The organism is Acidithiobacillus acidisediminis (assembly GCF_023277115.1).
GTDB lineage: Bacteria > Pseudomonadota > Gammaproteobacteria > Acidithiobacillales > Acidithiobacillaceae > Igneacidithiobacillus > Igneacidithiobacillus acidisediminis.
This window is the reverse complement of sequence record NZ_JALQCS010000001.1, coordinates 2,546,376-2,558,322: the sequence shown is the minus strand read 5'-3', so window position 1 is coordinate 2,558,322 and position 11,947 is coordinate 2,546,376. Positions and strand designations below refer to the sequence as shown.

Annotated in this window: 13 protein-coding genes; 12 read left to right on the top strand and 1 reads right to left on the bottom strand. The window is 58.4% G+C overall.

Annotated elements, in window-relative coordinates:
- Positions 1-29 precede the first annotated feature (29 nt).
- Positions 30-737: a flagellar basal body P-ring formation chaperone FlgA gene (gene flgA / locus M5D89_RS12815; protein WP_248886189.1), complete on the bottom strand. Its 708-nt coding sequence runs from the start codon at positions 735-737 to the stop codon at positions 30-32.
- 261 nt (positions 738-998) lie between these two features.
- Between flgA and flgB the strand changes: the two genes are divergently transcribed.
- Genes flgB through flgL form a run of 12 tightly spaced genes read left to right on the top strand, consistent with a single transcriptional unit; the run spans position 999 to position 11,929 of the window.
- Entirely contained in the window at positions 999-1,412 is a 414-nt protein-coding gene (flgB, locus tag M5D89_RS12810; RefSeq protein ID WP_248886188.1) for a flagellar basal body rod protein FlgB, read from the top strand.
- A 23-nt stretch (positions 1,413-1,435) separates the two neighbouring features.
- Positions 1,436-1,846 carry a flagellar basal body rod protein FlgC gene (flgC, locus tag M5D89_RS12805; protein ID WP_248886187.1) on the top strand — a complete coding sequence of 137 codons (411 nt, stop codon included), beginning with the start codon at positions 1,436-1,438 and terminating at the stop codon, positions 1,844-1,846.
- A gap of 2 nt (positions 1,847-1,848) precedes the next feature.
- Positions 1,849-2,544: a flagellar hook assembly protein FlgD gene (locus M5D89_RS12800; RefSeq protein ID WP_248886186.1), complete on the top strand. Its 696-nt coding sequence runs from the start codon at positions 1,849-1,851 to the stop codon at positions 2,542-2,544.
- A gap of 10 nt (positions 2,545-2,554) precedes the next feature.
- A complete protein-coding gene (gene flgE / locus M5D89_RS12795; RefSeq protein WP_248886185.1) occupies positions 2,555-3,796 on the top strand; it encodes a flagellar hook protein FlgE in 1,242 nt (413 codons plus the stop codon).
- A gap of 13 nt (positions 3,797-3,809) precedes the next feature.
- Entirely contained in the window at positions 3,810-4,556 is a 747-nt protein-coding gene (gene flgF, locus M5D89_RS12790; RefSeq protein WP_248886184.1) for a flagellar basal-body rod protein FlgF, read from the top strand.
- Between the two features lie 19 nt (positions 4,557-4,575).
- Positions 4,576-5,361: a flagellar basal-body rod protein FlgG gene (flgG, locus tag M5D89_RS12785; protein WP_248886183.1), complete on the top strand. Its 786-nt coding sequence runs from the start codon at positions 4,576-4,578 to the stop codon at positions 5,359-5,361.
- A gap of 12 nt (positions 5,362-5,373) precedes the next feature.
- A complete protein-coding gene (locus tag M5D89_RS12780; RefSeq protein ID WP_248886182.1) occupies positions 5,374-6,096 on the top strand; it encodes a flagellar basal body L-ring protein FlgH in 723 nt (240 codons plus the stop codon).
- A gap of 18 nt (positions 6,097-6,114) precedes the next feature.
- Positions 6,115-7,245 carry a flagellar basal body P-ring protein FlgI gene (locus tag M5D89_RS12775; protein ID WP_283103002.1) on the top strand — a complete coding sequence of 377 codons (1,131 nt, stop codon included), beginning with the start codon at positions 6,115-6,117 and terminating at the stop codon, positions 7,243-7,245.
- 2 nt (positions 7,246-7,247) lie between these two features.
- The gene (flgJ, locus tag M5D89_RS12770; protein ID WP_248886181.1) at positions 7,248-8,210 is read left to right on the top strand and encodes a flagellar assembly peptidoglycan hydrolase FlgJ; all 963 of its coding nucleotides are present in this window, start codon (positions 7,248-7,250) and stop codon (positions 8,208-8,210) included.
- 50 nt (positions 8,211-8,260) lie between these two features.
- Positions 8,261-8,611 carry a hypothetical protein gene (locus M5D89_RS12765; protein ID WP_248886180.1) on the top strand — a complete coding sequence of 117 codons (351 nt, stop codon included), beginning with the start codon at positions 8,261-8,263 and terminating at the stop codon, positions 8,609-8,611.
- A 1-nt stretch (position 8,612) separates the two neighbouring features.
- Positions 8,613-10,625: a flagellar hook-associated protein FlgK gene (gene flgK / locus M5D89_RS12760; protein ID WP_248886179.1), complete on the top strand. Its 2,013-nt coding sequence runs from the start codon at positions 8,613-8,615 to the stop codon at positions 10,623-10,625.
- A gap of 11 nt (positions 10,626-10,636) precedes the next feature.
- Positions 10,637-11,929: a flagellar hook-associated protein FlgL gene (gene flgL / locus M5D89_RS12755; RefSeq protein ID WP_248886178.1), complete on the top strand. Its 1,293-nt coding sequence runs from the start codon at positions 10,637-10,639 to the stop codon at positions 11,927-11,929.
- The last annotated feature ends 18 nt before the right edge of the window (positions 11,930-11,947 follow it).

The window sequence follows — 11,947 nt, the reverse complement described above, 5'->3', positions numbered from 1 at the left end:
TCGTGCAAGAAACGTTTTCTCTCGCCCACTCAAAAGGATACCCGCACATTACCGGTGCTCGTCACAATGGCATGCAGAACCCGCCCCGATTGCACATTGCGTACGAGAATGCTTTGTCCGTCACGTCCATCTTCGATGGCTTGCGCCACGGTGGCAATCCGTACCCCATCCCCCTCGGCAATGACCGTTACCATTTGCCCAGCATGTACCAGATTTCGGCTTTGCAACATGGATAGCAGCAATGGTTGCCCAGCCATCACGCCAAAGCGTAAGCGTTGTCCGATGACCTGTTCGGGAGTGTTTACCGGGGTGCCGGAGAGCTCGCCCGGATTGGCCTCGCTGACGTCAAAATCTGCGCGGCTGAGAATGGTGCCGGCGCTCAGGCTATGGGCTGCGATCAGAATTTGGCGCCCCTGCTGGATCTGTACCGGCACATAGAGGGTCCAGCTCTGCGGGCTCTGACAGTGGACGGCAACGGTTTGATTGCCGAACGGATTGGCGTAGCCGAAGTAAGCCAGTTGTAAAGCCGTACAGGTCGGAAAGCTGACACTCGTTGCCGGCACGTCGACCCGGATTTCACTACCGACTGCTGCTTCCGGCAGGTGCTTTTGTACAAAGGCCATTACCGCGCCTTTGATGGACGCCGCTCCTTCGCCTGCCATGGCGTTGCTGGCAAGTCCCAGACATCCCAGGGTAATGGCGACGGAAATGGTCCAGTGGGGAAAGATTCTGTACACGATGGCCTCAGCAATACCAGAACAGCTTTATGGGCAGTAGCAAGCAAATCACAGGCCAGCGCCGCCCCATGGCTTTGCCTGACCTGGCGCCGCCTGCGGCAATGCTGGGGCGGCAAAACCTTGCCGAGATTGCCCAGCGGCGGAAACTTGCCGCCGCCGGATCTACAGAAGGGTTGAGGAATGGCAGGATTACGGGGCGTATGGAGAGTAGGCACGGTGATTGCTTGGTAGGCGACGTTATCTTTTGCGGGGGCTTGCGCTATGACCAGTCTCTTGAACCAAACTCTGGATCCTTTGGCGGATGCCCTGCGCGTATCCGGCTATCGGCAACAGCTTTTGGCTGCCAACATCGCGAATGCCAATACGCCTAATTACAAGGCAGTGGATATTCCCTTCACCAAGACCTTGCAGGCGGTGCAAGCCGGACAGGGAGGTGGGTTGGCGCTTGAAGCGGATCAAGCTCGGCAATTTACTTCTTCCCCCAGCTCCTTGGCGCTGGCGAGCGCCGTTCAATACCAGCGGGGAAGTGCCGTCGGCTTGGACGGCAACTCGGTGGATATGAACCGCGAGCAGTCGGAGTTTGCGCAAAATGGGGTGCGCTATCAGGCAGACGTCACTTTCTTGACGGGCAAGATCAAGGTCCTCTTGTCCGCCATCACTGGCACGACCCAGTAATTGATTCCTCGGGGGGAATGCTCATGTCTTTGTTTTCTGTATTTAATGTTGCCAGCTCCGGCCTCACGGCCCAGAGCTACCGCCTCAATGTGGTAGCCAGCAATCTGGCCAACGCCAACTCCGCTACCAGCTCCAATGGGCAGCCGTATCGCGCTCGAGAGGTAGTGTTTGCAGCGCAGCCCTTCAGTACCGCGCCGGCGGGGGTGGACGGTGTGCAAGTGGCCGGCGTCGTCGAAAAGCCGGGACCATTCAAATTGGTCTATCAACCCGGCAATCCCCTCGCCGATAGTCAAGGTTATGTGAAGATGCCGAACGTGAACCCCGTCGATGAGTTAGTCAATATGATCTCGGCCTCACGCGCCTACCAGGCGAATGTCAACGTCCTGGATACCACGAAAATCCTCTTGCAGAAGACCTTGAGTCTAGGAGCCTGATCATGAGTGGCGTCAATTCTTTGGCCAGTAGTGTGAATCCCTTTTACGCCTCGCTGCAGAGTAGCAGTGCCACAAGTTCGGGCTCAGCCAGTTCCGGGGCGAGTGGCCTCGCCAGTGAGAATACTTTTTATAACTTGCTGGTTACTCAGTTGACCAATCAGGACCCCTTGAACCCGCTGAGCAACCAGGCTCTTTCGGCAGAGCTCGCGCAGTTCAGCGTTGCCAATGGTGTGCAAGCCATTCAGGGCTCTCTCAGTGGACTCATGGATCAGATCAATCAGAACCAGGGCCTGCAGGCGGCCAGCCTGATTGGCAAATCGGTGACCACTGCGGGCAACACCCTCACCCTGAGCGGCGGTACGGCGACGGGTGCCTACGACCTGAACGGTGCCGCAAGCGCGGTCGATGTTCTGGTGCAGAACAGCGCTGGCCAGACCCTGGCCATCCTCCCCCAGGGGCCGCAGGGCACGGGGATGCAGAGTTTTGCCTGGAATGGTGAGGATGCCGCGGGCACCCCTTTGCCAGCGGGTGCCTATCAGTTCTCGGTGCAGGCCAGCAATGGGCAACAGGCGGTAACTGCTACGCCCTACACAACGGGGACGGTGACGGGGGTGACCCTGGGCAGTTCCGGGCCAACCCTGCAGCTCTCCGGTCAGCAAGGCTCGGTGCCATTCAGTTCGGTGCAAAACATTATTTGAGGAGAAGAAGATGGGTGCATTCAATACGGCTCTTAGTGGTCTCAATGCTGCGCAAACCGATCTACAGGTCTTGGGCAACAACATCTCCAATGCCAACACCGTCGGTTTCAAATCGTCCAATGCCGAATTTTCAGATGCCTATGCCGCGGCTATGGCCAACTCCGCACCGACCTATGGGCAGGTAGGTATTGGCACCCAGGTGATGACAGTAGCGCAGCAATTCACCCAGGGAAATATTCAAACGACCAGTAACCCGCTGGATGTGGCGATCAACGGCAACGGGTTTTTTCAGTTCAACTATAATGGTTCCACGGTGTACAGCCGTAATGGGCAATTTCAGCTCAATTCCGGCGGCGTGATTGTCGACGGTAATGGCGGCGAACTCATTGGAATTCAGGCGCAGAATGGCAAACTGACGGGTGCCAGTGGGCCGTTGACGATCAGCCAGAATGCATTGCCACCGCAGGCAACCTCGGGTCTCAACATCAATCTGAATCTCAATTCCACCAATACATCTCCTAACATCCCGCTAAACATCAATGATCCCTCTAGCTATAACTACTCGACCACGACAACGGTTTACGACAGTTTGGGTACGCCGCAGCTACTGACCACCTATTATCAGCTCCAACCCAGCACACCAGGAAGTTCGGGGCAAACCTGGAATGTTGATTACTCGGTTACCGGAACCACCACGTCAGGTGGTGTTACGTCGGGTAGATTGGGAACATTGCAATTCAATTCTCTCGGAACCGAGGTGGGCTCCCAAAGTTTCTCGACCTCTGGAATTTCCTGGGCGGATGGCGCTGCATCGACGACGATCAATGTGAATTACAGCGGCAGCACCAATTACAACTCGCCCAATGCGGTCATCAGTGCCACCAGCAATGGCTATGGGCCTGGACAGCTCTCCGGCCTCTCCATCGATTCCGGCGGCAATATCTTCGCGCGCTACAGTAATGGTCAATCGCAAGTCATGGGCCAGATCAGCCTGACGCGCTTTGCCAATAACAATGGCTTGCAGAACTTGGGTAACAACTATTTGGCAGAGACTTATGCCTCGGGGCAACCCCTACAGGGTAGTCCCGGCAGCACCAATCTCGGTGTGCTGCAGTCTGGGGCCGTGGAGCAGTCTAACGTCAATTTATCGCAGGACTTGGTGAATCTGATTGTGGCGCAGCAGGCCTATCAGGCCAATGCACAGACCATCAAGACCCAGAATACCGTGGTCCAGACCCTCCTGAGCCTGTAGGGAGTAGGGCACCATGGATACCCTCTATATTGCGATGACTGGTGCCAAAACACTCCTGCAGCGGCAATCGGTGGTGGCAAACAATCTCGCCAATGCCAATACCAACGGCTTTCGCGCCGAAATTGCCCAGTCCCGTGCGCTCCCCGTCTATGGTTCTGGTGCCGGCTTGCCGACCCGCGTATATACCGCTACCACAGACCAGAGTTGGGATTTCCAGAGCGGGCCGATCGTGCATACCGGACGCTCTCTGGATGTGGCCATCAACGGTCAGGGCTGGATCGCCGTGCAGGGGCCCGATGGCAAAGAGGCCTACACCCGCGACGGCAATCTGCAGGTGAATGGGCAGGGAATTCTGGAGACGGCCACCGGGCATCCCGTGTTGGGGGTCAATGGCGCGCCCATCTCCTTGCCATCCATGACCGGTCTGACCATCGGCAGTAATGGCACTATCTCCGGGATTCCTCAGGGAAATCAACCGAATGGTATCCTTGCCATCAACCAGATTAAGCTGGTCAATCCGCCGGAAAAGGGTCTGCAAAAGGGGGCAGATGGGTTGTTTCTGAATAGTAACGGCAAAGCCGCACCGGAAGACCCACAGGTATACCTGGAGAGTGGTGCCTTGGAAGGGAGCAATGTGAATCCCATCCACAGCATGATCCAGATGTTGGAAGACAGTCGTCAATTTGAGATGCAGACCAAATTGATCCAGACCATCAATCAGGACCGTAACACGGCCAATCAGATACTCGTGCTCACTTGAAGCTGAGGAGGTTTTTCTTATGATGCGCTCGCTCTATGTTGCCGCTACGGGTCTGGAAGGCGAACAGACCAAGATGGACGTCATCGCCAACAACCTGGCGAACGTCAATACCACCGGGTTCAAACAGTCGCGGGCGGTATTTCAGGATCTGCTCTATCAGAACCTGCGCCAACCAGGCGCCCAATCCTCGCAAACGACCCAGTATCCCTCCGGTCTGCAGTTGGGAACGGGGGTGCGGGTGGTGGCCACGGAACGCTTGATGACTCAGGGGAATCTGACGCAAACGGGCAATTCTCTGGATGTGGGCATCAACGGCCAGGGTTTCTTTCAGATCCTGGAGCCCAACGGCACCATTGCCTACACCCGCGATGGTACCTTCCAGCTCAACAACCAGGGCCAGTTGGTGACCGCCAACGGCTATCTTCTGCAGCCGCCTGTCACCATTCCCCCCAACGCCCAGAGCATTACCATTGGCGAGGATGGTACGGTTTCCGTGGTCTTGCCCGGACAGGCGGCACCGCAGCAGGTGGGCACCATTCAGCTGGCCAATTTTATCAATCCGACCGGTCTGCAGAGCATCGGCGACAACCTCTACCTGCAGACCGGCTCCTCTGGCGCGCCCCAGACCGGTCAACCGAGCCTGAATGGCTTGGGCACCGTGCAACAGGGCTACCTCGAATCCTCCAACGTGAATGTGGTTTCCGAGCTGGTGAATATGATATCGACCCAGCGCGCTTATGAAATCAACAGCAAGGCGGTGTCGACCTCTGACGCCATGCTGGGCTACGCCATCAACAATATTTGAGGAGGCTTGCTGATGCGCGCACAGATTTGGCAACTTTGGCGTAGCCTTGGGCGCCTCATTCCGATCGTCCTGCTGGCGCTTGGCTTGAGTGCCTGTGCGACGATGGAGCATCCCAGCATGGAGCCGATCAAGCCCTTGCCGATCCCGGCCGAGCCCGCTTCCTTGAACGCGCATCCGGCCAATGGTGCCATCTGGCAGCCGGAGACCAATGTGTCCCTCTTTGCCGATAACCGCGCCAACCGTGTCGGTGACCTCATCACAGTGCTGATCCAGGAGAATGCCAGCGCCTCCAATAATACGAACACGGCAATCAATCGCTCCGATAGCCTGAGCGCGGCGCTGACCAATTTCTTTGGTCTGACCCCGGCCTTTGGCAACATCGGCGGCTCGCAGATCAGCCCGTCGATGGGGGCTAATAGCAGCCAAAAATTTGGCGGAACGGGTGCCACGACGCAGAGCAATACCTTTACCGCAACGCTGGAGACGACCGTGGTGCGGGTGATGGGGAATGGCAATCTGGTGATCGAAGGCTCCAAGGAGGTGCTGCTGAATGGCGGCCATGAGTTCATTCGGGTGGCCGGAGTGGTGCGGCCTGCCGACGTGACGCCACAGAATACGGTGCTCTCGACCCAGATCGCCGATGCGCGGGTGGAGTACAGCGGTGACGGCAGCATCTATGCCGCCGCGCGGATGCCTTGGCTGGCACGATTCTTTCTTTCCCTCTGGCCATTCTGAGCCACGGGAGATCGCCCCATGCATCGCTACCTTCGCCTACCCCTCTGGACCCTTGGCTTTGCCTTGTTCAGTTTGACGATCTTTGCGATGGCCCCGGCATCGGCAGAAACCATCCGCAACCTAGCTATGGTATCCGGAGTGCGCAGTAATCAGCTGGTGGGTTACGGGCTGGTGGTGGGGTTGAATGGCACTGGCGATCAGGCCACTCAGGTGCCCTACACCACACAATCGTTGCTCAATATGTTTCAGCGTCTGGGCATCAATTTACCGGCCTCGGTAGCCAATAATCTGCAACCCAAGGATGTGGCGGCGGTGATGGTAACCGCGCACCTGCCCCCCTTTGCACAGCCGGGGCAGACTATCAACGTGACGGTCTCGGCGGTGGGCAATGCGTCCAGTCTGGCGGGGGGCACCCTGCTCATGACGCCGCTCAAGGGTGCCGATGGGCAGACCTACGCCGTGGCCCAGGGCAGCATCATCGTCAGCGGCTTTGGCGCCAGCAGTAATGGCGCTTCCGCCCAGGTGAACATCACTACGGCAGGGACCATCCCCAATGGCGCCAATGTGGAACGGGCAGTGCCCAGCGGCTTTACGAATGGCGGGCCGCTCCAACTCGATTTGCACACCCCCAGTTTCACCACTGCTGCACGCATTGTCGATGCGATCAACCGCAGTCTGGGCTATGGCACGGCCGAAGCCCTGAATGCGGGCGTGGTGCAGGTGCGGGCACCAAGCAATCCGAGTCAGCGCGTCAATTTTCTGGCCCTGATCGAAAACCTCAATGTCGATCCGGAAACCCCCGTCGCCAAGGTGGTCATCGATGCCCGCAGCGGTACGGTGGTTTTGGGGCAGAACGTGACCCTGGGGAGTTGTGCTGTCGCCCACGGCAATCTCTCCGTCACCATCTCGCAGAAATATCTGGTGAGTCAGCCCAATCCCCTGGGGGCGGGGCAGACAGTGGTGGTGCCGCAGGCCAATGTCACGGTCAAGCAACCGCAGGCCAAGTTGCTGATGTTTCAGCCGGGGGTAAGCCTGGAGGCGGTGGTGCGTGCCCTGAATGCCGTTGGCGCCACGCCCACCGATCTGATCGCCATCCTGCAGGCGATGAAGGCAGCTGGCGCCCTGCATGCCCAGTTGGAGGTGATCTGAGCATGGCCGGCATTGCCCTGCAGGCATCGGCCCAGGCCGTTCCGCTCAGCGCTGGCACAGCCCAGACTGCGGCGGGAAGCGCCCTGAGCTTTGCGCAATTGCAGCAGTTGCATCAGGAAGCCGCCGCGAAGAACCCCGCCGCCATCCTCGCTACGGCCAAGCAATTCGAGGCCATGCTTCTCGACCAAATGCTGGAATCGATGAGCAAGACCAGTTTTGGCCCAGACCTGTTGGGCAAAAGCAGTGGGCCAATGTTCCAGTCTCTCTTTACGCAGCAAATCGCGCAAACGGTGGCGCAGGGCTCGGGAATTGGCCTGGCGAGCACCCTCGCGAAAGAGATTGCCAATCGCTATCACCTGCATTGGGATGCAAAGACCGCGGCCAAGGCGGAGGCAGCGACTACTCCGGTTACCATTCCAGCCGCCCCGAATAACGCCGGTTTACCAGCGAATGGAGCGACACCCGCCAGTTGGCAGAAGCCGGGTCAAAATCTCCTGCAACGCGCGCGTGCCTTTGTCGAAAATATTTTGCCCGCGGTGCGGCAGGCAGCCGTGGAACTGGATGTGTCGCCCGTCGCAATCCTCGCCCAGGCCGCCCTGGAAACCGGCTGGGGCGCACATGCCCCCGGAAATAATCTATTTGGCATCAAGGCGGGTACAGGCTGGGGCGGCAATACTCTAGAAAATCTTACCCATGAATTTGTTTCTGGCGTAAATACTACGGAAGATGCAAGCTTCCGCGCTTATCAGAATGTAGCTTCCAGTGTGGAAAATTACACCCAGTTATTGCTCAATAGTCCCCGTTATCGCGCGGCTTTGGGGCAGGGTAATAACATTATCGGTTTTGCGCAGGCCCTGCAAAATGGCGGGTATGCCACGGATCCCGACTATGCCGCGAAGATGACGGCTCTGGCGCAGGGACCCGTCATGCAGGCCGCCCTGGCCGGTACGGGGCTTACCCCTTGAGTTTTCGGAGCAATGTGACGTTATAGATGGCAGGAGAAGTGGAGAAGGGCATGGAAGCCAAAGATCGCGAAGAACTGCAGACACTGCAAAGCCTCACGGCCCTGCTTGCGCAAGCGCGGACAGCTTTGCAGGCGGGGGAGCCGAGCGATCCCAAGCAATTGCTGCGACAGCAGGAACTGCTCGCGCAGTTGCTCTCCCTGCGGGCCGCCGCAGGGCAGCGCCCGGCCAGTCCAGAGCTGGCTGCTGCGGTGCTAGACCTGCAAGAGATCGTCGTTGCTTTTGAACATGCCCTTCGCGTTGGGATGGAAGAGATCCGCGCGCGTCTGGAGCCGGAGAGCCAATCTTCTACGGCAAGTTTTGCTGATCGTATCGGGCGCGGTCATTCCTTGGGGAGTGCGTGAGATGTCTGGCGTATCGGGTCTGATCAATACCTCTCTCACCGGCTTGCAGGCAGCACAGCAGGCATTGCAGGTTACGGGCAACAATATTGCCAACGTCAATACGCCCGGTTATAGCCAAGAAAATGTCATTCAGTCTACGACCTCGCCCAGTTTCCTCGGCGGACAATTTTATGGCAACGGCACGCAGATCAGCGAGGTGCAGCGGCTCTACAGTAGCTTCTTGCAGGGGCAGGTCTGGTCTGCCAGTGCTGGTTCCAGCGGAGCCTCGACGCTATCCCAGGGATTGCAGCAGGTCCTGGGGGTGCTCAACAATGGCAACGTCAGCACGCAAATCCAGCAGTTTTTTTCGGGGGCAGCCCAGGTGGCCGCCAATCCCAGTGATATCCCGTCGCGCCAGGCGCTGCTCGGCGACGCCCAGACCCTCAGCAGCACCTTTCAGTCCCTTGGACAGCAGCTCGATAGCATTGGCCAAGGCATCAACCAGCAGATGCAGCAGAGTGTCAGCAGCATCAATCAGTTGAGCAGCCAGATTGCGAAGTTGAATCAACAAATCGCTAATTCCGCCGGTTTGGGGAATGGGCAGCCGAATAACCTACTCGATCAGCGGGATCAGCTGCTCACCCAGCTCAACAGCCAGGTTGGGGTACAGGTGGTGCGGCAGAACAATTCTCAGATCAATGTCTTTCTGTCCAACGGACAGGTGCTGGTGGCGGGCAACCAGGCCTTTTCCTTGCAGACCCAGCCAAGCCAGTATAACCAACAGAACCTCGATGTGGCCTATGTGGGGTCCCAGGGCAGCGCCGACATTACCAAGAATCTGACGGGTGGCGTGCTGGGCGGACTGCTGCAGTTACGCAGTCAGTCGCTGCAGCCGGCGGAAAATGGTCTGGGGCTCCTGGCGGATGGTTTGGCGGCTGCGGTCAATGCGCAACAGGCGCAGGGATTGACTCTGCAGGGAAGCTCCGGATCCGCCCTGTTCCAGACCGGGCCAGTGCAGGTCTTTGCCAATAGCCAGAACAGCAGCGGTGGGCTGGCGGCGGTGATCTCGGGCAGTATCGGTCCCACCGCCAATCTCACCGGCAGCGACTATCTGCTGAGCAAGACCAGCGGCGGCTGGCAGTTGGCCGATGCCAATACGGGTAACGTGCTGGCCACAACGTCGGGTACCGTCAGTAGCGGCACGACCACCCTGAATTTCTCAGGGCAAGGCTTTTCCTTGCAGGTGTCTGGTACGGTGGCCACGGGCGATCGTTATCTGGTGGAGCCTACCCGCTTAGGGGCGACGGGTATGCAAACGGTCCTGACCGATCCCAGTCAGATTGCCGCGGCCAGCCTGTATGTAGGAAGTCCTGGCAGCCTCAGCAGTGGTAGCCTAGTGAACACCAATGCCGGCAACATGACCCTCTCGGCGGGGCAGTATGTGCGCACGAGTGGTACTGGTGCGGTGGTGCTCAGCGGACTCGCTTTTCCGTTGCCGAATCTGGAGCTGCAATTTGCTGCTGGCGCCAGCAGTGGTTCCGCCGGCTTCACTATCAGCGCGGGCGGCAGCACCCTGGCCAGTGGGACGGTGGCTCTAGGCAGTTCGGGTACCGCCATCGATATTGCGTATCCCAACAATCCCCCGGGCGGTTATTATCAGATGACCCTTTCGGGAACCTTGGTGGGTAAGGGGGATACCTTTACCCTCAGTCCCGGCGGTGCGGGCAGCAATGGCAATGCGCAGCAACTGGCAGCCCTGGCGACGCAGGGGGTCTTTGCTGGGGGAAACAATGCCAACGCCCAGGCGGCGCAACTCCTCAGTCAGGTCAGCACCCAGGCCAATCAAGCGCAGAGCACGGCCCAGGCTCAGTCCGCGGTACTCAGCTCAGCGCAATCGGCGCAGCAGTCCTATTCCGGCGTCAACCTCGATCAAGAGGCGGCCAACCTCATCCTCTATCAGCAGGCCTATCAGGCGGCGGCCAAGGCGATATCCGTCGGCAATACCTTGTTTCAGTCCTTGATCCAGGCCTTGTAAGGAGAGCCAAGATGCGTGTCAGCACCCAACAGATCTTTCAGGCCGGGCTCAGCGGTATGCTGCAACAACAAAGCACCCTCAATCAGTTGAGTCAGCAGCTTTCCACCGGTAATGCCCTGACCAACCCGGCGGATAACCCAACGGCCTATTCCCAGTCGTTGAATCTGGGTGCGCGCATTGCCAATCTGCAGAGTTATCAGCAAAGCAATCAGTACGCGCAGCAGAACCTGCAGCTCAGTAGTAGTTCGTTGCAGAGCGTGGGAACGCTGATTGATCAGGTCAAACAGCTGGCGGTGCAAATGAATAATGCCACTGTCAACGGCAACGATTTGCAGAACGCAGTCACGCAGATGCAAGGGAATCTGCAGCAGCTGGTGCAGTTGGCCAATACCCAGGATGGCAACGGCGCGTATCTCTACGGTGGCTCTCTGACCAATCGGCAGCCGTTCACCCTGCAAGGGAACGGTCAGGTCGTCTATCAAGGGGATAGCAGTCAGCAGACCCTGCAGATTGGGCCATCCCTGAACATGGGGGTGTCGCAGCCCGGCAATCAGGTATTCATGAATATTCCGGATGGCAACGGCACGTTCAGCGTTACACCCAGTGGCAGCAATTATAGTGGGGGTTCGGGGACGGTAACCTTGGGTCCGGGCTCCGTAATCAATACGAGTGCGGCCAACAATGCCTTCGTGGCCCAGGGTGTGGAGTATCAGGTGAGTGTCAGTGCCAACGCCAGTGGTGCGCTGAGCTATAGCGTCAGCAGCGGGGTAGCCAGCAGTAGCGGTGCTCTGAGCAGTTCCGGTGTGGTGTCCTCTGGAGTCTATACGCCAGGCCAGAGCATTACGATTCCGGGCCCAGATGGCAGCCCCATGGCGACGGTTCAGGCACAGGGGCAACCCGCCGACGGGCAGACCCAAAGCTTTACCCTGGCAGCGGCCAAGCCCCAGAGCCTGTTCCAGACCTTCAGCGATCTCATCGAGGCCTTCCAGGCGGGTAGTGGTTCGCCCGGCGCGAATGCCCAGCGTGCCCAAGGCATCAGTAATGTCCTGCAAAATCTCAGTCAGGCGCAAACCCAGGTCCTCAGTGTGCAGGCGCAGATCGGCTCCAACCTGCAGGAAGCACAGTCGGTGAGCTCCCTCAATAGCAACCTGACGACGCAGTTTCAGACCACCCAAAGCAGCCTGACAGACATTAGCTACCCGCAGGTGATCACTCAGTTCCAGGAGAGTTCGACGGCGCTGCAGGCTGCGCAGAAGGCCTTTGTGCAGGTGCAGGGATTGAGTTTGTTTAATTATATTTCGTGACCACGCGCTAATTTCTTG

Coding starts and splice junctions, on each gene's coding strand:
- flgB (WP_248886188.1), top strand. CDS start 999: ATGACCAGTCTCTTGAACCAAACTCTGGATCCTTTGGCGGATGCCCTG.
- flgC (WP_248886187.1), top strand. CDS start 1,436: ATGTCTTTGTTTTCTGTATTTAATGTTGCCAGCTCCGGCCTCACGGCC.
- M5D89_RS12800 (WP_248886186.1), top strand. CDS start 1,849: ATGAGTGGCGTCAATTCTTTGGCCAGTAGTGTGAATCCCTTTTACGCC.
- flgE (WP_248886185.1), top strand. CDS start 2,555: ATGGGTGCATTCAATACGGCTCTTAGTGGTCTCAATGCTGCGCAAACC.
- flgF (WP_248886184.1), top strand. CDS start 3,810: ATGGATACCCTCTATATTGCGATGACTGGTGCCAAAACACTCCTGCAG.
- flgG (WP_248886183.1), top strand. CDS start 4,576: ATGATGCGCTCGCTCTATGTTGCCGCTACGGGTCTGGAAGGCGAACAG.
- M5D89_RS12780 (WP_248886182.1), top strand. CDS start 5,374: ATGCGCGCACAGATTTGGCAACTTTGGCGTAGCCTTGGGCGCCTCATT.
- M5D89_RS12775 (WP_283103002.1), top strand. CDS start 6,115: ATGCATCGCTACCTTCGCCTACCCCTCTGGACCCTTGGCTTTGCCTTG.
- flgJ (WP_248886181.1), top strand. CDS start 7,248: ATGGCCGGCATTGCCCTGCAGGCATCGGCCCAGGCCGTTCCGCTCAGC.
- M5D89_RS12765 (WP_248886180.1), top strand. CDS start 8,261: ATGGAAGCCAAAGATCGCGAAGAACTGCAGACACTGCAAAGCCTCACG.
- flgK (WP_248886179.1), top strand. CDS start 8,613: ATGTCTGGCGTATCGGGTCTGATCAATACCTCTCTCACCGGCTTGCAG.
- flgL (WP_248886178.1), top strand. CDS start 10,637: ATGCGTGTCAGCACCCAACAGATCTTTCAGGCCGGGCTCAGCGGTATG.